This is a genomic window from Serratia sp. TSO36 (genome assembly GCF_057808395.1).
Window position 1 is genome coordinate 12,676 of the sequence record NZ_JBJZOU010000030.1, and the last position, 20,544, is coordinate 33,219.

Consider the following 20,544-nt stretch of genomic DNA (forward strand, 5'->3'; position numbering starts at 1 on the left):
AGCCCGTCGCTTATGTTGCGCCGAAGGAGTTGACCTTTAAAAGGCATAAAACTATACTCCCCGTATAGAGCAACAGCTTCTATACGGTTTAAGTTAGGGCCCCGTTAATCTTTCCCGTCCGCCAAGATAGAGAAGATTCTCGGGGTTTTTGCTTTTCAGTGTTCTGGTAACAACCTCCAGACCCACTTCCCTGCCACCTTGCGGCGTGGCCAACCAAAAATTCTGCTAAACGATCAGTAATCTAGCACTCACGGCTACAACGATCAAGAATGTGATGTCGTTGCATTTCAAATGTGTCTTGTCGACTCCATTTCAATCAATCGCTCAATCATTTCGGCCTGTGTAATACCTTCTCGTTCACACATGCTTTGAAGTTGATGTTTGAGTGAGTCTCTAACAAAAACACGTACTTCTTTATGTGTGCTTTTCTTCCGTTCCAGAGAGATTTGCTGCCGTTCAGCGGCGCTCAACGGACTCCCCTTACGATAGGAACGTTTCGTTCTCGATGAGGAAGTTACTACGCTTGCGGCTTGTGTCATTTCAGCCTCCCCAAGGATCTAAAAAGGATCATTTAGCAGAGACTACTACAAAAACCTTGGCTTAGCAGCTTCAAAGCGATCTTTTCTATCTAGAACCAATGATATTGGCGGATATTGCCCTACATACTGAGATCTGCATCACCGATTTTTACCGTCTTAACGAACCAACCAGGCGAGCAACGCCAGCATCAACAAGTGACCTACATAGCCGTATAAGAAAAATCCTCGCGGCAATAGGCGCCGGTGATTGCCCTGGACACCAGGAACAGCCAGTGGAAACGCCCCCATAATCAACAGTGCCGGTAACACAAGGCCGGCCAGCATCAGCGAGACAGGTAGATCAGCGTTGAGCATCAACACGCTAAGTGGCCAGGAGATGATGGACAGGCCCCGTACCGGCCAAACAGTCGTTACATACCCCGGAAGAGAAACGCACAGCCCATAACTGGCCAACAACACCAAAACGCCGGCGGTACCGTAAGTACCATCTGTAGCACCATAAACACTCCACAAAGCCAACAGAACGACGCCGACTAACAACGGGTTAGGTGAACCTTTGCTCATTGGTCGTGATGCCAGCACAAGCGCTTGCGTTACCACGGCGAACAAGAAAAGAATATTCGGATCAAAGAAATCACGCCCGTCATGTTGCATAACCAAGGTATACCCCGGCTGAGCAACAACGGCCCACAGCCAGAGTCGAGTCGCCTGTGCCTGCAGGACAGGCCGAGCCGCAAGGTTGTAGCCCCACAGCAACGCAAACAGTGGAAATGCCCCCCGCCCCAGCAGCAACAACACCGGCTCATGCAGCCCCAGCGCCCGGTTGGCGTGGTCGAACACCATCAGCACCAGCGCCAAAAATTTCAGTACGTCCTGCTGCAGCGGGGTGAAGCGCACCACCTCGCGTACCTGCTGCAGTTTTCCGCTGTGCGGATCGAACATCGCCATCCGATTCCCTTATTAGTAAGTTGACTGCCAGTCCTGGCCCTGCGCCCAGCGGGATTGCCAGTGCGCCAGGTACTGTTTGGCCACCTCCGGCATGTCGCGCAGCACCACCACATTTTCCGAGTTGGCGCGGTGTGCAGCCCGACTGAAATTGAAGCTTCCCGTTTCGGTCGTCACGCCATCCACAACGATCACCTTGTCGTGCAAAATTTTATAGCTGTTGACCGTCCTGACGTTCACGCCGGCGTTGGCCAGCAGGTTCAATGCCGCCCGGCCGGCGCCGTTCTGGTTGGCCTTCGCATCGACCACCACCCCGACGGTCACGCCGCGCCGGTGCGCCGCAATCAGCGCCCGCGCCACCTCCGGCGAGGTAAAGGCGTACCCCATCAGGCGAATATCGCGCTGCGCCTCACCGATAACGCTCAGTACCAGCTGCTGCGCCGACCCTTCCGGCGAAAACCCCACCTGTACCGCCGGTGCCGCCAACAGGAGCGATGCCGGCAGCCAGCCGCTGAGCACCAGGGCGGCAACGCCAAACACGCGGGCGGGGAGTCGCGGTGCCTTATTCATGATCGTCCGCCCTGTACAGCCGCGCCTGCAGGTGTTTCAGGCCCATGAAGACCAGCAGCGGCAACGGGACAAGCGCATTGCGCCAATACAGCGGCAGGTCGCTCAGCGTGTCCCACTGCACATATCCCCAGACCGTCGCAGCCCCGGACAGCAAGACCGCAGTGATTAACAAGATGCCCTGCGTCGTTGAAACATTTTGGGTTGTATTCATGCGTTTTTTCCTTTAGGTAATGCCGTGCGAGACTGGGGCTCGTCACCTGTCTCGCGCGGCGTTGGACAAGGCAAGCCGCGTCAGTCGCCGCCCAGGGTTTTTTCTTTGTTCAGCTCTCGCTCTGGATGGGTATCGCGCACCAGATTCTGTTCGTCCTGCTGCAGCCGACTGCGGGTCGATACCGGCTCGCGCGCCACCTGGCGGACAGCGGCATCGCGCAGCAAGGCAGCATCCTGGCCCATCACCTCCTGCATGACCGCCTCCGGCAGACGGTCTTTCACGTCTTCGGCGCGCAGTTCGCCGCGCGCAAGCAGTGCACGCAGCTGTTCGTCATTAAGCCCGGCCAGCCGCTGCGGATCAGGAGCGTTCGGTTCACGGCCCAGTTTGTCGGCCTGCGCCTGCAGTTCACGCTGCAGACGTTCTTCCGGGCTCTCCGGCAATGTGATGGCACTGTCGGACGCGCCGCTCTCTCGGGCAGTGGCCTTGAGCGTCTCGTCATTCACCCACACCCTGCCGCCGGTCATCGCCTGGGGATTGAACGGCACTTCGTCCCCCTGCAGCCGCACCACCACGCCACTGTCGGGATAGCGCGCCGCCAGCCGGATACCGTCCTGCATCGTCCCGGCCAGACGGGTTTCGTTGTTGCGACTCCCCTGCAGCGCCACAAATTGCGCGCTGTCACTGCCCAAAACCCGACCCTGCGTCGGCAGTCCGCCGACGCTTTTCCCCTGGGTGTCCGCCAGTGGCGCCAGCCAGGCGCCGGCGGCTTTGCCGTTGGCGTCATACATCGGCAGCATGGCGTGGGGCTGCGGGTATTTTTTGCCCGGCGACACATAGTGCGCCAGCGTGTCGCCGGTAAGTTGGCTATCGCGCAGCACCGCGCGCCCCAGGGCGTTGTCGGATAAAGAGACCGCCTTGCCGTAGAGGTCGGCGGCCGCTTTCTGGCTGCCCGGCGTCATCCCCATCACCGCATCATGGGCCGTGGTGCGTTCCTTCGCCTTGCCGATGGCTTTCAGCCACCCGGCTTCGTTATCGGTGTACACCTGCACATGCTCCTTGGCGCGCGACAGCGCCACATAGGCCGACGCCCGGTTGACCAGCGGCTCACGCCCGCCTTCCACACCCTCGAGCGTGATGGCAAAACGTTCGCTGGCCCCCTGGGCACCGTGGGCGGTGATGGCATAGGCCAAATCGACGTGCCGGTCTTGTTGCTGCTCGCGGGGATTGACGGTACGGGTCTGTTGTCCATCGGAGAGCGTGACCACGTCACCTTTTATCACCTCGACCGTCCAGGTGCTGTTGGCCACATGCCCGCGCTCGACGTCCGATTTGGAGAAGCGCATGCGGTCGCCCACGCTTACCTCGATGGTGCGCGGGTTGTACAACGTGACGCCTTCGCGCACCGCACTGGCCGGGGAAAACTGCCGGGTATTGCCCTCGTTGTCCTGCAGGCTGACGGTACGGGACTGACTGTCGATGTCGGCCATCCGGTAGTAGGTGTTATCCAGCAGGACGACGGCGTCCCGGTGACGCGCCCAGGTGTCCAGCTTGCGCAGCTCGCCGTCACGGATATTGGCGGTCTCAAGGATGGGCAGATTGACGGACGCCCCCTTCAGCTCGCCCGCCGCTTTACGTTCCTGGTGAATACCGGCATTGATGATGTGCCGGTCGGCATTAAGGTGGGTGATGATCAGCGTATCTCGCCGGGCTGCCTCGGTGCGCCCCAGATAATCGCTGACAATCGCGGCATGAATGTTATCCGGCCCCTTGGCGGGATATTCAACGACCGACTGCGCCGGCACCCAGGCATCGGCTTGTCGGGGCACGTTGGCCGGCGCCACGGCGCGCACCACGTCCAGCGCGCCGGGCACATCGTTATCAATCATCTTGTACACCGCCGGCTTCAGCTCGGGGGTCTGGCGCACAATCTCTTTCATGACCGCCATATCGATGGCGCTGCGCCCCTGCGCCAGCCGGAATGGCGCGCCCGGCGCAATCGCCTCCAGCTGAGCCTCGTCACCGCTCATCACCGCGCGGCCGTTGCCCTCGGCAATCAACGCGTAGGTGCGCGCCATGTCGCTGTTGCCCACCATCGAACTCTCATCCACCACAAACAGCGTGTTGCGGTAGTCCGGTTTCTCGCCGCCGGCGACCTTCAGCCCCTCATCGTGCAGGAACGACGCCAGCGTTTGGGCATCGACGCCGGCCGCCTGCATTTCCCCCACCGCACGGTGCGTTGGCGCCAGCCCCACGACGCGCGGCCGCTCGCTTTCAGGCAACTGCTCTATACCGGCGAGCACCGCCTTGAACTGGGTGGTTTTCCCCACACCGGAATAGCCCTGGATGGCCACAAACCGGTCAGTCGTACCGAGAATGAGGTCAACACTCTCTTTCTGCCCCTGCGTGAGCGAACTTTGACTTGATGCCAGTTGATTTCTCGCCGATTCACTCATCAGCGCCGGCATACTGTCTTTGCCGTCGGCGATCAGCCGGATGATGCTTTTCTCTGCCTCGAAGCTGGCACGCGAGACCAGCAAATCCGCCCCAACGCCGTGCGCGACCTCGACTTTCAGCAGCTCTCCGCGTTTAACCTGCGCATCGATTTCCTTTTGAATAGAATCTATCGACACACCTTCGGCCGCAAAATCGAGACTGCCGGCGAGCAGTTTGGCCTGGCCAAACGCGACGCTATCCCCTTCCAGCGTCGGAATGGCCAAATGAATGGCCTGCTGTGCCGGGGTAAACAGTGATGATTTTTGCCCGGCGATCGCGGCATCAAGCGAATCGATGCCGGCCAGTTGTTTGACCTGCTCGCCTGCCAGACGGTACGCCGGATGCTGAGCGACTTTTTCCTGTGTTTTGCGCGCATCGAGCGCTGAATACAGGGTGATGTGTCCGCCGCTGCGGGCGATGCCACTCAGCGTGGCGCTGTTAAGCTCGTTTTTCTTCACCGCGGCATAGACCACCGCCGTACTGCTCACCGATGCGCCGAGGCTTTCCACATACGCCGGCGCCACCTTGACGGCGCTGAAGACGTCGCTACCGACCGCAAGCGCTCGGTCCGCCGGCTTCTGTGTCGCATCCGGCTCGCCGGCCACGCGCACCTGCAGCCCGCCGGCGCCGGCACGAACAACCGTCAGCGCCGTGCCGGCCTTCAGCGCATCTTTGCCCCGTCCTTCCTGACCTAACACCCGCAGGCGTTCACCGTCGGCAACAGCCATCGTGCCGACCCGGAACAACGACCAGCCCTTGTCCACCTCTTTGACAGCAAGCGTGTGATTTTCACCCTCGGCGTTACGCAACACCAGGTTACGCGTTTGCGTGCCGACCCGGTCGATAACGAACCGCTCGCGCTGCCGGCTCTCCGCATCCCAGCGTTCCATCACCATGCCTTCCCGGTAGGTATCGATGGCGCCCCGATTTTTGCTGTCCAGCCATACCGGTGTCAGCGTCGCAACGGTGGTCTCTTCGCGTCCCAGCAGCCCGGTATTTTTCAGCTCGTCACGTATCATGGCCGTCAATATCCGCTGGTCGGCCGGACCGTTCACCTGCGCAACCGCCTGCCTATCTTCAACAAATGCCTGCACCACGCCTTTGGCCAGTTCGCCGAAACGCTGCGCCTTGTCCGGCTCGCTCACCACCTCTGCCGGCACCGCCTGACGGCCACTGAACTGATAGCGGGGTACACCGGCCTCCTTCATGACGGTGAGGGCATTGCCCGTTCCCTTGCGCTTTTCGGTATCCATCAACACCAGCTGCACGTTGTTACGTACCGCGCCATCCAGCAGCGCCACGGTCTCCTTGAGCGTCAGTTTCTCCGCCTGATCAACGACCAGCGTGCTGTTCGGCGCAAACAGCGCCTCGCTGCCGAGCGCGGCGCGCGTCACCACGCGGCCTTCATCGAGATGGACGCTTTGCTGCAGATACTGCTGTGACTGCCTATCAACGGTCAGCACGGTGGCGTCGCGGCCCTGCTCACGAGCCAATTCCACCACTTCCGCCACACGGGAACGGTTCACCGATGCGCCCCCAATGCCCGACAACACCGCCAGCGCATGTTGCGCCAGCTGCTGCACGGCATCGCTGTAGGTTGGTATGCTGCCGGTGCGCGGGTCAGACTTTGGCGCGCCGATCACCACCGCGCTCTCGTCAAGGTGCGTGCGGCTCAGCTGCGCCACGCTCAGCTCATCGAGCAGATGAATATCGGAGGTAAAGACGCCCTTCTCCTTGTCGAGCGGAATAAGCTGCTCGCGCTCGATGGCGCGGTCGATGCCGTCACGCACCGCGTCCAGCATGCCCGGCTCACCGGAGAGGTAGCTGATGGCCTTGTTGGCCACCTGGTTGTGCGTGAAGTTGACCTGCCGGTCAGACAGCGCCGTAATGGCTTGTCCCACCGCCTGGTCGACAAGCGCGTCGCCCCCCGCTTCCAGCGGCGTTGGGGACGGCGTCACCAGAGAACTTGACTGCGCCTCGGCCATGTAAGCCTGAATATCAAAACCGGTGGCCTTCATTTCCTGCATCAAGACAACAGCAAGTTCCGTCGGGTCGCTGGTCACCTTGGCCTTGCGGGTATCGAGCGTCGCCATATCTCGCGACTTGAGTGACGCATCAGGGCCGGCGGCGGCGTCGATGGCATGGCTGCGCTTGGAGAACACATCAATTACTGAGTCCATATTGTCGGCCTCCCACATACCGTGCGGCCCGACCGTCTTGGTCTTGTACCCCATCGCTTCAACTTCCTGCCGCATGATATGGCGGTATATTTGGCCGAAGGCCACCTGATTGGCATAGACGCTCTCGATAAACCCGGTCTTGCCGACCGTATCGGAGGACAGGGTCTGCCACTTGCCGTCATGCTGCGTGACGTTGGCCACCACCGCATGGGTGTGCAACTGCGGGTCCAGGTCGCGCGACGTATCGTGGTTAAAGAGCGCCACCACCAGGTTACCGGTCAGTTTGGTCTCGGAGACGCCGCCCTCCATCACCCGCGTCGAGGCCAGCTTCTCCACCTCCCGCACCGCGACCTCTACAGCGTGGTTATGCGCGGCGATAAGGCGTTTATCGCCGCCCAGCATAGCCAGAACGGAGATGCTCTTGGGCGCCGAAAACGTCAGATCATAGCCGGGGCGGTGCTTGTTCTCGTTGCCGACCATGCGGGTCAGGTCACTGCCGTCCGGCAACTTGCCTTCCAGCACGGCCACGAAATCTTTGACGTCCACCTTGCCCGTCAGGCCCAGGGCTTCCGCGCCCTGGCCCACCCAACGTTCGTCCATGCTGCCCAGCACGTAGTAGTTGTCCTGATGGGTGTAGTAGTCGCCGGCTTTACTGGCAGGGCCGACCTGGCCAATGCTCATCATATGCGATGCCCTCCCGCAATTCGACGCCACTTGTCGCGAGGTATATCCCATTGACATATCCCGCGAAGGGCTCCACAATGGATATACATTACGTATATCCACGATAGGAGGTGTTTCATGGAAACTACCGTATTTCTCAGCAACCGTAGCCAGGCCGTTCGTCTGCCCAAAGCGGTGGCACTGCCTGACGACGTCAAGCGTGTGGAGGTCATCGCCGTTGGTCGTACCCGCATCATCACGCCCGCCGGCGAGGGCTGGGACAGCTGGTTCGATGGTGAGGATGTCAGCGCCGATTTCATGACGTCACGCAACCAACCAGCAATGCAAGAGCGGGAGGCGTTCTGATGTTGAAGTACCTGCTGGACACCAACACGTGCATCTTCACTATCAAGAATAAACCCGCGCACGTCAGGGAGCGCTTCAGCCTGAATACGTCTCGCCTGTGCATCAGTTCGGTCACGTTGATGGAGCTGATTTACGGTGCAGAAAAGAGCCAGGCACCGGAGCGCAACCTGGCTGTGCTCGAAGGGTTCATCGCGCGCCTCGACGTTCTGAACTACGATGCCGCCGCCGCGGCGCACAGCGGCCAAATTCGGGCCGAATTGAGTCGACAAGGCCTCCCAATTGGCCCATTCGATTTGATGATTGCCGGTCACGCCCGCAGCCAGGGGCTGATTGTGGTCACCAACAACACGCGGGAATTTGCGCGTGTTGACGGGTTGCGTATCGAAGACTGGTGTTAACTGCACAATGCAATATCGACTTTTCACGCTTGGGCCAGCACGGTGAATTTCTATCATTTCATTGGCCCCCCTGGTCTTCGTTAATGTCTTTCGTGCGATACCCCATCAACTCCACGCTATTTTTCAGCACAGTGAAATACATTTCAGATAAAACGGGCAGCAAGGGGTGTACATCATTAAGAAAATCAAGACGATCTGTTGATAAAAATACCGGTTCGTTGTCAAGAAAGCCTATATTGGGTATCACAATGTGAGTGTGTAAATCAGGATCCAACTCTGGTGAGGTGTCATGGTTAATCACAGCACCAATGATAGAAAACTTTCGCTGAATCGAATGGTCAACCGGCGGCTTAACCAAAAGCGCCATCAATTTGGCCATTTCATCTAAAACGCTATCAATCGCATTGTTGTGCGCGTCGAACAAGCGAAAGTCATTCCCAACTAATGCCATGATTGACACGCTCTTAGGTGCGGTGAATGTCAGCTCGTAGCCAAGGATGTACTTTCCTTGTTTAATATCCTCACCGGCCCCTACATCCTCAGAGGTAAATTCACCCTCGAGTATATTGATGAGTTTTTTTTCATCAGCACTCTCGCCCAGATTTAAACCCAGCCAATCAATCTTGCGATTAATCCAAACCCGGCGGCGGACACCCAATAAGTTCAGTACACCATCTTTACTGTCATCAAAATAATGTGCGGCAGCCTCAGCAGCCCGAGTAATAGTCCGAAATTCCATTACAAGCTCTCCTGTTCGTAGCTGATTAACCTATGGATGTTGATGTCACCGGCGTTACCTCCGAAGCCGACCTGGCCAATGCTCAACATCAGAATTCATCTCCTGGTTCGCTGTCCCCACGATGAACTTCAGACAGTTCGCGCCGATGCCTGTCGATATTGATGTTGGTTTCTTCCCGGCGCTGCATGGCTTGCTGCCCCATCGACTGCTGCTGCGCCTGCCAGGCCTCATATTGTGCGATGTCCACCACTTCGCCGTCGCCGCTGATACCGGGGGGCATATCCCCCCGTTCGGCATCAACATCACCGGGCGCAGTTTTCTGTATCAGTTCCGCCTCCTGCCCCCCTGTCACGGTGGCAGCAGCTGACACGACAGGCACATCACTGGCAGGGTTCTCTGTCGGCACCGTACTCACGACAGAGACAGGGGCATCAGCGGTTTCGCTCGCACTGACTACCGGCAGGATAGGGGTAGCAGCGAACAAGGCATCCATATTGCCGGTTTCGGCTTCCCGCATTTCGATCGCCGATACAAGCCGCCCATCGGCAGCGGCATCCATCTTGCGAGGCTCATAGGGGTGCGCGACCTGCCTGACTTTTTTGTATACCATCTGCAGCCTGACGGCCGGGTACGGCCCCGGCAGCGTCACATAGCAGCACAAATCAGGCAGCGTCTGGATGTCGCTGTAGCTCACCAGTTGCATACGCTCCAAATCCTTACCGACGGACACCCCGTCCCTGACGGGGTCGGCCCCGTAGGAAAACTGCTCAGAGGCCTTGCGATACTCTTTTTCACCCACCTCGCCGGCGGCGAACTCGGCACCCACGCGATCCGGTACGCTGAAGAGGAAACGGGTACGCAGCACCCCGAACAGGGTGGCCGCCGCCTTGACGCCATAAATATCTTCAAGCTGAGAGTAGGTCTGGAATCCCAACACAAAGCATCCGCCGAACTTGCGCGCTTCCGGCACGATGGACACCAGATCAGGCAGTTTGTGCAGGGTGGGTAATTCATCGGCAAAAATCCAGACGCGGCGGTCCGGGTTCTCGCCCATTGATAACAAGCTGTGTGAGGCGATAGAGAGCCACATGGAGATCAGCGGTTTGAGCGCCTTGTGGCTGGCTGAATCGGAGGTCAGGAACAACCAGCCGTTTTTGCCGTTGTCCTTCACGCCGCGCATCCAGTCACGGATGGTGAACGGTGCCCCCAGTTTCTCTACGCCCTGCATGTAACGCAGTGCCTTGGCATAGTTGGTCAGCACGCTGCGAATGGAGATGGCGGTCTTCTCGATTTTGCCGTCCACCAGGTTGGCCGCCGGCGTGCCCTCCAGATAAGCACGCAGCCGCGGCAGATCGATGGACAACAGCGTATTGAGCAACTTGGCGTAGCTGCGATCTTCGTCATTGCGCATGCGGTAGGCCGCTTCCACAAAGATGGTGCGGGCCGACCCCTGCCAGAACGGATCTTCGTTGCTGCCCATGGGGATAAGGATATCGGCGACGTTCTCAAAATCCGGCAGTGTCAGACATTCCGACCATAAATCCCAGCCGACGCAGCGTGCATCCTGCGGGTTGAGGATTTTATCGTGCTGCGGATCGTAGTAGTCTTTGACAAAATCACAGGACTTGTCGTAGACAATAACCATGTCACCGCGTTTGCGGGCGTAGTCCATCACCTTGCGATACAGCCGTGACTTCCCCGTACCGACGCTGCCCATGGCGCAGAAGTTTTTGACCTCGCTGTTTTTTAGCAGCGGCAGGCCATCAATAATGATATCGGACGCCATACCATCGCGTTTGAGCATGTTGGCCACCACCGCAGGGTTATCGGTGAGTGTTCGCCCGCCGGTTATTTCATCCTCGCTCTGCTGCTTGCCCTGACGGCCAAGTATCCACACGGTGACCACAAAACCCGTCACACACGCGGCCGCCGCCACGATGCAGGCAAAGATCCCTTCACGCCAAATCAGCTGACCGCAGTAGGAGACGTAACTGTCGAGCAGCACCTGTTTGGCGGTGTAGGTCAACGTCTTGCCGTAATAATCCAGATGGTAGAGGGTCTCTGACGGCGATATGCTCGGCCAGCCTTCCACCATCCAGACCCACCAATAAATCAGGCCGTTCGTGAGGTTCTGGATGGACACGCGCCACAACAGCGTGCAAATCGCCACCAGGAAGAAGGCGATAAACAGGCAGTAGAAAATCAGGTTGCCGATCTGCGTGAACATGCGCAGGCGCATAAAGGCGATCTGCCCGCCCTGCGTCATGTCCTTGGCGTTAAAGCTCATCAACACCTCCCTTTGCTACGGCCAGAATGCAGGCTTCACGTTCACTGTCGGTTAATCGACTGAGGGCCAGCAGGGCACCGCGCATCACATGTGAGGGGCTGTAGAGGGGGTTCTCAGCCACCATACGCTGCAGGCGCCCAAACGTACCGTCATCGAGTCGCAGGGTGGTGGTATGCGTTTTGGCAGAGATCTTAGCCACCGTTACTCACCTCCCTGTTTGCGGGATTTAATAAGCTCCAGAGCGGCGGTAAATGCAGACAGGCGATAACGTCCGATATCGGCAGAGAAGACAAAACCAATAATGCATAATATAAATATATTAGGCACATGATACCCAAGAGTTCCTAGGTTAGCGCGGATAGCGAAAACCATACAGAGCAAATTTAAAATGGCCGCAACCAATATATATGTACGCGCTTTCTTAACTAACAAACCCAGCACTTTGGAAGTATTGCGAAAAGATGCAGGTATCGACAAATAAAAACTTCTCATACTAAAAAGCATCATTGATAGCAAAAATCCAAAAAAGGCATCAAAAATTGAAGAAAATGCCTCATCATCTGATATGCCAGTGGTAACTCCAAAGGCAACCAGAGGAATGCAGACAAGCCATAAAATGAGCGCCAAACAAGGCCATGCACAACTCCAAAAATCAGGAATTTGAACACCCCCCGAATTAAGAATATTTTTTAACTCTGTAGCTTCTTGTTGAACTATTTTATGCGTAACCATCATTTACCACCCCGCTCTTTATTGAATTTATCTTGCATGGCCTTTGCTTGCTCCATCATTTCATCTTTACTACTGGCTCCAGATATACTTTCCTGCTTCTCTTTTTCAAGATTATAATTTTTATTTTGTGCGGTTTGTTCTGATGAATGATTTTGCTGCAGTTCGTTTCTCTGCCCTTCAACATTTTGCTGTTGGCTATGAATATCTGTCTGAGTTTTTTGTTGGGCTGTTTGGTTATTATCAACCATACCATTAACCTGAGTTCCCACATCATTGCGTATGCCGGCCTGCACTGTTCTTTTTTCAACCGCGCTCTGGTGATTGTTATAATCAGCCTGAATATCCTGGCCGGCGCCTCCGCCACCAACAGACCCCATCCCTGCGCCAAGCGAACTGCTGCTGGACTGATATTGCGAATCCACCTGCGGCGCCACCTGTTCACGCACAAAATCACGTGCAAGCGACTGACGCGCGGCAACGGCGTCCTGCGACTGACCGGTCAGAATGTTGCCGGCATCGTTTGGCGCCTTGTCCATCACGTACTGCGCAAACTGCTGGCTCAGGTTCTCGCGCATATCGCCACTGAGACTCTCGGTACGCGAAGCCTGCTGTGACAGCTCCTGGCTGCGGGTATGTGCACTGCTGTATTGTTCGTAGCTGCTCTTGGCGCCCGACAAGGACGAAGAAAGCTGATCAATGCGCGAGTCCGCATTGTTATCCGTATGACTGCCGGACTGGCTGGTGCGCTGGCTGGTCAGGTAGTCCATCCCTTCCTTAAAGTCGGCCGCAGCCTGGGCGCTCTGGTCGTGACGGGCATCATCACTCGCCCGCGTTCCACTCCTCGCAGAATGAGATTCAGAATCAGACCATTTAATTCCGGCGTTGCCTCCACCATATCCTTCTAACGTCGCCCCAGTTCCCAACACTCTTAGCCCCGCAGAACCACGAACGCCAACTCTTGCATCAAATCCCGCTGATTTATCAGTGGCTCTTGCAGCCAGCTCCTGGGTTGCCTGTTCATTACTGACATTGTTGGCCTTGGCATAACTTTCCACCGCGCTCGCCATTTTGTGCGCCGCGATGCTGGACTGGCTGTTTTGCGCCGTATCGGCACCGCGGGTCATGCTGTCGCTGCTGCCACGCTGACCGGTAAACTGCGACAGTTGCGTCCAGGCGCTGCTGATATTGCTGTTGAAGCCCTGCATGGATGTCTGCGCCTGGGTCTCGGCTTCCCGCGCCATTTCCTGCTGCGCGGTCGCAATCTGCTTCGTCACACCGATATCCACCGGCAGTTTGGACATCGCGCCGCTCGCATCCCAGACGCTGCTGCCATCGCCCGTGCGGGTCTGCGTGCCGCCGGTCGGCAGTTGCGCGGTCATCTGGCCGGCACGTACGCTGCTGTTGGTATCCCAGGTGTTACCCTGCACGTTGTCGGTTTGCATGTTGTTGAAGCTGTAGTTGGCATCCGACACGCTCATCGCCGCCGACGCAGCCGAACTCTGGTAGGCACCGGTCATGCTGTGGCTGACGCTCATCAGCCCCTGCCCCAGCCCTTTGGCGATATACCAGGAGATAAACGGGATCATGCCGGAGATATAGCCGGCGGTATTGGCCAGATCGGAGTAGTTCAGCTTCACCGTGGACAGGTTGCTCAGCACCACGGGCGAACCGGCCTTCTGGCCGTAGAACGCCATAGCGCTGTTAAGAATGGCGTACAACAGCGGCCAGCTCATCACCCACAGCCAGCCGAACACGTAGGCTTTGGCCACTTCCTTGCCCTGGTTCACCATACCGATCAACACTAGGATGGGGAACATCCCCATCATCATGCCGATCAGAATGACCTGCAGCATCGGTAAGGAGCGCATCATCACCTGCCCGAGCGTCGCCTGGGACAGTCGCTGCTTCTCGATGGACGACGTGCTGGCGATGTTGAGCATGCCCGCCGTGTCACCGCTGCGCGCCGAGTAGCTCATGATGCCGCTGCGCAGACCGTTCATGACAATGTTCTGCTTGATGATGTCGCTGGCCGTCTTCTGGTTCTGGTAAAAATACTGGTAGCTGTTCCCCAGCAGCTGCCCGAACAGCAGATCGCGGTCTGGACGACCGCCAAGAATGCGCCGCGCATAATAGTTGTAAGTCGGACTGCCGGTTTTCGCTTCCAGGCCCAGCATGTTCTTCAGCGGCATCGCAGCTTCTTCACAGGTCTGGAAACGGCCGTCCTTGTTGAACACACCGCGAAGCGGACTCGGCTGGCGGAAGATCAGCGCATACGGATCTTCGGAATGCATCAGCTCCTCAAAGCTGTACTTGTGATTGAGCAGCATGTCGCCCACCACACAGTTCTGTACATAGTCGGCAAACAGGTTGGCCAGCTCCGGGTTCTGGGCGGTGAAGTCGGTACTTCGGGACACCAGTGAGGAGCCGAACAGCATGCCGGTCTTGCTGTAGGTCACCGCATCCGGCTGACCGAACACCATTTCGTAAGCCAGCACCATGGCGTAACTGATGCGGGTAATGATGGTCGCCGGCAGCACAATGCCCAGCGGCACATTGGCCACTCGCTGAATCGAACGCTGATTGGACAGATCGATGATTTGCACCGGCTGCGCTTTGGTCAGCAATGCCGAGGAGAACACCAGCACAAACACCCAGCCCAGGATATCCATCAGGTCGCGGCGGGCGGTATACCGCGCGGCCAATACCAACACGCTTACAGCCACCGCAAAATTCCGTATCCAGTCCCAGGTATCGGTCTGCATGAAGGCCGCGACCGCGTTTAGGTTTTGCGCCAGCCACTCCGAGCCGGCGGTAACATAGATTTCCGTCATGTTATTGCGCCTCCCCGAACTGATAGTTGTTCTGGTAACGCGTCAGCAGGCGTGCCGACACCTGCTGACGCATGTAACGCATCTGCTGCTCGACAACCAGCAGGGCATCGGTCTGCACCTGAACGCGCGATTGCAGGGAGGCGATAAGCTGCCCGGCCTGCGTGAAGTTGTTGTTGATTTGCTCAACGGTGGCCTCCGGGTAGTTCCCGGTCGCCAGCATGGCGCGCGCGCCGCCCATCAACTCCTGCAAGTACTGCATCAGGATGTCGTACCCCACGTAGTCGGCCAGTTGGTGCACCATCGCGTTGGACACGCCGAGCATCTGCGGGTCGGTCAGGTAAGTCAGCAACGGCACATGCGTGCTGGAAATCAGTCCCTTTTCCGCATCCGTCAGCCGTTCGTCGCTGCGGGCCTTGCTCTCGATGCTGAACAGCATTTTTTTGATTTGCCCTTTCAGCGCATTGTCCGGACTTATCGTCGTGGTGCTGTCGGCCACCACCTTCAGGCACTTATCGCTGTCGTTGCAGTGATAAACGCGTGCGGCGCCCCCTTCCATCAGTGCCTTGATGATGCTCTGATCGGTAGTGCGTGGCGGTAGCGGCGTGATTTCGCCGTTGGGGCCGAACACCAGCGAGCCGGTCAGCGTCATCACGAACTCCTTCAGCTCCTTGTTGCCGTCGAACATCCGGTTTTTGGATAACGCATCCCACATGATGTTAATATTCTTTGAGATACGCTCCTTATCCTTCTCTCCTGCCCGGTCACGCACCGAGTCCCCTTTGCCACCCACCGTGCAGCCCTGCCGCGAGGCAGCCCAGTCTGCGAAGATGTTGGATTCGCCGGCAATGTCCTGGCAGACCTTCTGCTGAGAGACCTGCGTGCGCGGGAACAGCCCGCCGACAATGCCCTGCGCCGCCTGACAGCTGCTCATGTTCATGCTGTTGATGTCGCTGGCCATTTTCTGGATGAAGTCTTTGGCGTCTTTCAGCTCCGGCACCGTGGTCTGCAAAGCCAGATCGAAGAAGTAGCCTGCAGCGTTGGACATGATCTGTTTGGTGAAGCGCTGCAGCTGCTCGCCGTTGATAAAGCTGAATGCCCCCAGGTACGCATCGATGCCGCCGCAGCCGGCATTAATATCCGGCAACGACATCGAAATCAGCTGGATTTGTTTGACGCCGGTGCGGGCGTAAATCGATCCGCCCGAGATATACCCGGCCGCCTGCCCCTGCCAAACCGCCGGTGCCGTGGTGTTGGACGCAAACCCCAGCTTGTCAAAAAACTGGTTCATATCGCTGTTCATGTCGGCGACAGCCGGCGCCGTCAAAAGCAGCCCCAGCGCGATGCCCCCAAACCGAGTGCGTAAAGTCATTGTTGACCTCTCCTCATCAGCGCTTCCTGTAACACGGTATCCAGCCGCGCCATAAAGCCGCGCTCATCACTGGCCCCCTGGATCATCGGGTAAGTCGCCAGCGTATTGACGTTCACCAAAAACGTTGTCGGCGACGCCACCGGCAAGCCGGGGAAGAAGGTACGCATTACCTCCGGCGGCGCCGGGATGGCCTCCGGAAACGTGGCATCACCCTGGCCGTCGAAGGTGTAGGCGAACACGGAAAAGCCGACCCGCTCCGACAGCGATTTCAACAGCGGATCAAACTGATGGCAGTACGGACAGTGCCCCTGCATAAACAACACCACCTTCCAGTCATTGAGGTTGACGCGCGCGCCGTTGCTGAGCGTAAACCAGCGTGGCGCTGCAGCCGGCCGCGGAGCGGGGACGGACGTCGCTGATTGCGCCCGATTGACGCCGGCGTTTTTCTGCAGCGCCGCTATCTCATCAATCGTGGAGCCATGTGCCAGCCCGGTTAACAGCAGCGCCAGCCAGGCGATGTTAACGATCCGCATTCTGCACCTCCCCGGCCCCGTGCTGTTCGTCTGTGCTCGCCGGCGACGGCGCCTGTTCACGATGTGCCGCGATATAGGCCTGCTTTTCCGCCTCCTCACGCTGCCGTTTGGGGACGCGCGCCAGCTCATCGAGGATTTTGTAGCCGCCGCACACCGTCAGGGTGAGCGCGATAAACTCGGCCAGCGTCACCGCCATGTCCGGCGCCCGGTGCACCAGGCCGGCCACAATATGGAACCAGATCCCGAAGGCCGCGACCCAACCGCCGGTCGCGTCGATGTCAGGGAATTTAAATTTACGCATTCAACGCTCCGTTAATAATTGGGTTTGAAGTCGGTAAAGACGTTCAGGAACTGTTTGGCCAGATCGTCCTGGCTGATAAAGCCATAGGCCAGCGGCTTGACCGCGCCGCTGCGCGGGTCAACCAGCACCAGTGCCGGGAAGTGGCTGATGCCCAGCCGCTGTGACTGCCCCACATCGCGCCGGCTCTCCGGCATCGCAGGGTTGACCACCCCGTCCACGGTCACCGGCACCACCGACAGCCCGTAGCTGTCCCGAAAGCCCTTCACCACGCTCACCAGCTGACCGTCGATCGGCTCCGCGCCGCGATAGAACAGCATCAGCCCGTACTGCTGCGCCATTTGGCCGATGGCCTCGCGCTGCGCGGCAAAGTCGGCGGCCAGCTGGCTTTTCACCGTGCCGTTGTAGTGGCTGTGCTTCAGGTTGTAATCCAGCTCCGGGTGCGCTAAAAACGCCCGCTGCGCAGAGCGCTCAAACAGCCCCGCCTGCTGGGTAAAGTAGTTCTGCATCTGGAAAAACTTCACAAAGTTCTCCGTGCTGGGGTACAGGATGGCGTCTGCCAGCCGCTCCTTGAGCGACTGCTGCAGCAACTGCAGCTTTTGCAGTGCCCCGGCCGGTGCGACAGGGGCTGCAGCCGGCGGTGGCATATCGTCGTCAGCAGGTTTGGCCTCCCATTCATACCACTGCCAGCCGCCGGCCTGCGCGGTGAACGCCGCGCCCAGCAGGCTCATGCCCAACAGCGCTGCCGCCCTGCGGTTGGCCAACCCACGTGCCGCCAAATTGACATTTGAAGTCCCGCGCGTTTTCACTTGGCTGCCTCCTTCATGCGCTCCGCAATTTGCTGCTTAACCTTCTCCAGCAGTGCCGCGTCTTCGGGCACCTTCTGGTTCTTCATCAGGTCTTCATAGAAATTGGCAAAGTCCAGCTGGTCGAAGTTGATGCGCTGCAGCTCGTCTACGGTAATGCCCCGGCAGTCGGGGGATTTTGCGTCGCCAAAGCCGATACCCAGCTGCCACGCGCGCCCCTGCTGCTGAACAATCTGCGCGAGCTTGCTGTCAAACTGGCAGTAGCTGCGCTTCTTCTGCAGGCAGACACCCAGCACTTTCTTGCTGCAGTATTCGCCGACGCTGACGGTCAATTTGCTCTCTTTCGCCTTGCCCAGTGCCTTCTCTTCGCTGTCGCAGTGCGCCAGCCCGACGCTGTTACCCCACCCGGAGTCCTTGCAGCAGTCGCTGAAACCGGCAAACGCCTTGCGGCAGGACTGTCCCTTACCGGTGAAGGCGCGCACATCGATACCGTTCAGCGCCGCCACGTCCTTGCCGGCGGCCGCCACCGCGGCCAACTCGGAAACGGCGTGCGCAAAATCGTTCCCCTGGGTGCCCTTCTGTGCCTTGTCGCACTCCCCGTCGAGGCAGTACATCTGGCCGCCGCACAACATCACATTCCCGGTGGTGCGGGTTTCGCAGGAGTAGGTCACGTTCTCGTGCAGGCACTGGCCATACTCATCGGAGAAGGCACAGCCGTGTGTAGCGATAGTGCAGGCCGGATTGTTGGCATAGGCTTCGCAGCTGCCCTGGCCGGCCTCCTGCAGCCGATAGGTGTCGGTAAAGCGCCAGCAGCTGGCCCACACCGGGTAGGTCTGGCCGTTGACCGTAACTGTTCGCTCGCCGCCTGGCTCACTGCAGACGGTATTGACCTTCACCGCCCCGGCCTCCTGCGCCAGTGGACAGTCGGCCGGCGTCGACGTGGTCGGTACCCAGACCTGCACCGACGAGCTGCCGTCGAACTTCACGTAGAACACCATCGGCGAGCCGCCCCCGCCGCCACTCAGCTGCCTGACCATCGCATCCAGAAAGGTATCCAGGTGGCCACCGGGGTCCATCGTGATGAAAATATCAACCTGCTGGCCTTGCGTGAGCGTGACGTTACCGACGTTCAACGGCCGACTGCCCCAATCCTGACGGCCATAGCGCACCTCATTCCCAAGCAGTGAAAAGGCCAGCGGCACGCCATAGCTGTGCAGATCATCCTGCAGCTCGAGGTATATCGACCCCGTAGTGAGCTTGCCGGTAAACGGTGCGGTGAAGGTGCCGTGAATGCGGTTGCCCTCTTTCCACCAACGGATCATCGATTTATCGATGTGCGCGCTACGGTCTTCATAGCGGGTCTCATAGTGGCCCCCAATTTCAGTGGCACGCTCGCAGGTACGCATTACCGCCGTATCGCGCTCGCACACATGGCGGGTGAACTCACTGCGCGTCACCTGCTCGGCCTTGCAGTCCGGGCCGGTCTTGCCGACGATGCTCTCGGCCTTACCCTCAATCTCCTTCCCGGCCTGGATAAAGGGCGCATCGTGCGAAATCGGCTCCTTGGGGTTCTTGAGCACCGAATCGGTCACCGCCTGCCCGACCTCGGTCTGGCTCCAGGCCGAACCGCCATCGGTTTTGAGGTTATTGGCATCCCCGGCCGTCACGCCGCCGTAATAGCCTTTTTCTTTTGGGTTGTCGGTGTAGTTCGGCAGCACATTGGCCGGGTTGGTGTTCTGCAGCGTATCGCTGCCTTGACCCGCAACCTGTTTGGCAAACTCGCTGCCGGTCTGGAACACGTCATCCCCTTCCGCCCGGCAATCGCCGGTGGCGAAGATAAACGTCCCCAGCACCAGGGCATGTGTTGCCAGCAGTCCGGGCAGAGACTTCACCAGGTGGGTCATTTTCCGCTCTCCTTGTCCAGCAGAGCCTGAGCCGTAGCCGCGCAGTCGCCGTCTTTGGCGACCTTCTTCAGCGCCTGCGCCATCAGCAGGTTGCCGCGCACCACATCAAAGCCGGCCGCGCAGCGCACGACCAACGCCGGCACGGCGGTAATGCCGTACTGTGTGTAGGGCTGCGGATCGATTTGCACGCCGTCGATGCCGCCGGCTTCCACCAGTTTTTGCACCCGCTGCACCGTTTCGCGCATGTCGCCATTCACCATGCCGCGCAACGTAGCTGGGATGCCGAAGCGACGCGCTTCCTGCAGCATGCGACGCATCCCCTCTTCGGGAATAGCGAAGGAGACGAAGTACAGCGCCCCCTCGGCCGGTTGCTCGGCGGCATCCTGACGCTGCTTCGCTGCCAGCTGGTCGATAAAGGACTGGTCGTCCTGCGCCAGCGAACGTGGCGGCTGATTACGTAAAAACTCCGGCACCGAAGTGTTTTGGTGCAGATCGGCCGAACGTTTTTCTTGCTCGCGCAGCCATGCCCGGTTGCTGTCCACCTGGACGGCCGCCTGTTGCTGTGCGGTAGCAACAGGATCTGCCGCCGTTTGCCCGACAGCGATCATCGGTACGGTTGCCCCCGTCAGGAGCACTGTCAGCAGCCCTATCACCTTGCTGTATGTCGTCATGACCTTCTC

At 58.7% G+C, this 20,544-nt stretch carries 18 protein-coding genes; 2 read left to right on the forward strand and 16 right to left on the reverse strand.

The features are described from left to right. Positions 1–287: 287 nt before the first annotated feature. The 5 genes from repA to traI all read right to left on the reverse strand — a co-directional run bounded on the left by repA (position 288) and on the right by traI (position 7,622). A complete protein-coding gene (gene repA / locus ACK3CV_RS24860) occupies positions 288–539 on the reverse strand; it encodes a replication regulatory protein RepA (protein WP_071532852.1) in 252 nt (83 codons plus the stop codon). Positions 540–695: 156 nt separating this feature from the next. Continuing rightward, positions 696–1,487, reverse strand: a complete 792-nt coding sequence (locus ACK3CV_RS24865; protein WP_164141861.1) for a TraX family protein — start codon at positions 1,485–1,487, stop codon at positions 696–698. A gap of 12 nt (positions 1,488–1,499) precedes the next feature. After that, positions 1,500–2,054, reverse strand: coding sequence for a phospholipase D family nuclease (locus ACK3CV_RS24870; RefSeq protein WP_204280384.1), 555 nt, complete (start codon positions 2,052–2,054; stop codon positions 1,500–1,502). Then, on the reverse strand, positions 2,047–2,265 hold the full coding sequence (locus ACK3CV_RS24875) for a hypothetical protein (protein WP_164141859.1): 219 nt from the start codon (positions 2,263–2,265) through the stop codon (positions 2,047–2,049). The genes ACK3CV_RS24870 and ACK3CV_RS24875 overlap by 8 nt, the downstream gene beginning before the upstream one ends. An 80-nt stretch (positions 2,266–2,345) precedes the next feature. After that, entirely contained in the window at positions 2,346–7,622 is a 5,277-nt protein-coding gene (gene traI / locus ACK3CV_RS24880) for a conjugative transfer relaxase/helicase TraI (RefSeq protein ID WP_164141857.1), read from the reverse strand. 117 nt (positions 7,623–7,739) lie between these two features. Between traI and vapB the strand changes: the two genes are divergently transcribed. Both vapB and vapC read left to right on the forward strand, forming a co-directional pair. After that, positions 7,740–7,967 (forward strand): toxin-antitoxin system antitoxin VapB, encoded by a 228-nt coding sequence (gene vapB / locus ACK3CV_RS24885; protein WP_164141855.1) that lies wholly within the window; start codon positions 7,740–7,742, stop codon positions 7,965–7,967. Beyond that, positions 7,967–8,365: a type II toxin-antitoxin system tRNA(fMet)-specific endonuclease VapC gene (gene vapC / locus ACK3CV_RS24890; protein WP_079450609.1), complete on the forward strand. Its 399-nt coding sequence runs from the start codon at positions 7,967–7,969 to the stop codon at positions 8,363–8,365. The genes vapB and vapC overlap by 1 nt, the downstream gene beginning before the upstream one ends. A 58-nt stretch (positions 8,366–8,423) precedes the next feature. On the opposite strand, the gene mobF is transcribed toward vapC, so the two are convergent. From mobF to trbC, 11 genes are all read right to left on the reverse strand, one after another. Next, positions 8,424–9,104 (reverse strand): MobF family relaxase, encoded by a 681-nt coding sequence (gene mobF, locus ACK3CV_RS24895; RefSeq protein WP_147882557.1) that lies wholly within the window; start codon positions 9,102–9,104, stop codon positions 8,424–8,426. 88 nt (positions 9,105–9,192) lie between these two features. Next, entirely contained in the window at positions 9,193–11,391 is a 2,199-nt protein-coding gene (gene traD, locus ACK3CV_RS24900) for a type IV conjugative transfer system coupling protein TraD (protein WP_164141853.1), read from the reverse strand. Then, complete coding sequence (locus ACK3CV_RS24905; RefSeq protein WP_033641525.1) at positions 11,381–11,590, reverse strand: hypothetical protein; 210 nt, start codon at positions 11,588–11,590, stop codon at positions 11,381–11,383. Before ACK3CV_RS24905 ends, traD begins: the two co-directional genes overlap by 11 nt. 2 nt (positions 11,591–11,592) lie before the next feature. Continuing rightward, positions 11,593–12,126 carry a hypothetical protein gene (locus tag ACK3CV_RS24910; protein ID WP_164141851.1) on the reverse strand — a complete coding sequence of 178 codons (534 nt, stop codon included), beginning with the start codon at positions 12,124–12,126 and terminating at the stop codon, positions 11,593–11,595. Beyond that, entirely contained in the window at positions 12,123–14,954 is a 2,832-nt protein-coding gene (traG, locus tag ACK3CV_RS24915; RefSeq protein WP_164141849.1) for a conjugal transfer mating-pair stabilization protein TraG, read from the reverse strand. The genes ACK3CV_RS24910 and traG overlap by 4 nt, the downstream gene beginning before the upstream one ends. Before the next feature lies 1 nt (position 14,955). Beyond that, positions 14,956–16,323 carry a conjugal transfer pilus assembly protein TraH gene (gene traH, locus ACK3CV_RS24920; RefSeq protein WP_164141847.1) on the reverse strand — a complete coding sequence of 456 codons (1,368 nt, stop codon included), beginning with the start codon at positions 16,321–16,323 and terminating at the stop codon, positions 14,956–14,958. Continuing rightward, positions 16,320–16,856: a type-F conjugative transfer system pilin assembly thiol-disulfide isomerase TrbB gene (gene trbB, locus ACK3CV_RS24925; RefSeq protein ID WP_164141845.1), complete on the reverse strand. Its 537-nt coding sequence runs from the start codon at positions 16,854–16,856 to the stop codon at positions 16,320–16,322. Before trbB ends, traH begins: the two co-directional genes overlap by 4 nt. Further along, positions 16,843–17,157 carry a hypothetical protein gene (locus ACK3CV_RS24930; protein ID WP_094141459.1) on the reverse strand — a complete coding sequence of 105 codons (315 nt, stop codon included), beginning with the start codon at positions 17,155–17,157 and terminating at the stop codon, positions 16,843–16,845. The genes trbB and ACK3CV_RS24930 overlap by 14 nt, the downstream gene beginning before the upstream one ends. An 11-nt stretch (positions 17,158–17,168) precedes the next feature. Beyond that, positions 17,169–17,885 (reverse strand): type-F conjugative transfer system pilin assembly protein TraF, encoded by a 717-nt coding sequence (gene traF / locus ACK3CV_RS24935; protein WP_164141881.1) that lies wholly within the window; start codon positions 17,883–17,885, stop codon positions 17,169–17,171. A 74-nt stretch (positions 17,886–17,959) separates the two neighbouring features. Continuing rightward, entirely contained in the window at positions 17,960–19,864 is a 1,905-nt protein-coding gene (gene traN / locus ACK3CV_RS24940) for a type-F conjugative transfer system mating-pair stabilization protein TraN (RefSeq protein WP_164141843.1), read from the reverse strand. After that, a complete protein-coding gene (gene trbC, locus ACK3CV_RS24945) occupies positions 19,861–20,535 on the reverse strand; it encodes a type-F conjugative transfer system pilin assembly protein TrbC (RefSeq protein WP_239504669.1) in 675 nt (224 codons plus the stop codon). The genes traN and trbC overlap by 4 nt, the downstream gene beginning before the upstream one ends. Positions 20,536–20,544: the final 9 nt, after the last annotated feature.

Bases quoted from the DNA above. Each gene is read 5' to 3' on its own strand.
- repA (WP_071532852.1), bottom strand. From the start codon at position 539: ATGACACAAGCCGCAAGCGTAGTAACTTCCTCATCGAGAACGAAACGT.
- ACK3CV_RS24865 (WP_164141861.1), bottom strand. From the start codon at position 1,487: ATGGCGATGTTCGATCCGCACAGCGGAAAACTGCAGCAGGTACGCGAG.
- ACK3CV_RS24870 (WP_204280384.1), bottom strand. From the start codon at position 2,054: ATGAATAAGGCACCGCGACTCCCCGCCCGCGTGTTTGGCGTTGCCGCC.
- ACK3CV_RS24875 (WP_164141859.1), bottom strand. From the start codon at position 2,265: ATGAATACAACCCAAAATGTTTCAACGACGCAGGGCATCTTGTTAATC.
- traI (WP_164141857.1), bottom strand. From the start codon at position 7,622: ATGATGAGCATTGGCCAGGTCGGCCCTGCCAGTAAAGCCGGCGACTAC.
- vapB (WP_164141855.1), top strand. From the start codon at position 7,740: ATGGAAACTACCGTATTTCTCAGCAACCGTAGCCAGGCCGTTCGTCTG.
- vapC (WP_079450609.1), top strand. From the start codon at position 7,967: ATGTTGAAGTACCTGCTGGACACCAACACGTGCATCTTCACTATCAAG.
- mobF (WP_147882557.1), bottom strand. From the start codon at position 9,104: ATGGAATTTCGGACTATTACTCGGGCTGCTGAGGCTGCCGCACATTAT.
- traD (WP_164141853.1), bottom strand. From the start codon at position 11,391: ATGAGCTTTAACGCCAAGGACATGACGCAGGGCGGGCAGATCGCCTTT.
- ACK3CV_RS24910 (WP_164141851.1), bottom strand. From the start codon at position 12,126: ATGATGGTTACGCATAAAATAGTTCAACAAGAAGCTACAGAGTTAAAA.
- traG (WP_164141849.1), bottom strand. From the start codon at position 14,954: ATGACGGAAATCTATGTTACCGCCGGCTCGGAGTGGCTGGCGCAAAAC.
- traH (WP_164141847.1), bottom strand. From the start codon at position 16,323: ATGACTTTACGCACTCGGTTTGGGGGCATCGCGCTGGGGCTGCTTTTG.
- trbB (WP_164141845.1), bottom strand. From the start codon at position 16,856: ATGCGGATCGTTAACATCGCCTGGCTGGCGCTGCTGTTAACCGGGCTG.
- ACK3CV_RS24930 (WP_094141459.1), bottom strand. From the start codon at position 17,157: ATGCGTAAATTTAAATTCCCTGACATCGACGCGACCGGCGGTTGGGTC.
- traF (WP_164141881.1), bottom strand. From the start codon at position 17,885: ATGAGCCTGCTGGGCGCGGCGTTCACCGCGCAGGCCGGCGGCTGGCAG.
- traN (WP_164141843.1), bottom strand. From the start codon at position 19,864: ATGACCCACCTGGTGAAGTCTCTGCCCGGACTGCTGGCAACACATGCC.
- trbC (WP_239504669.1), bottom strand. From the start codon at position 20,535: ATGACGACATACAGCAAGGTGATAGGGCTGCTGACAGTGCTCCTGACG.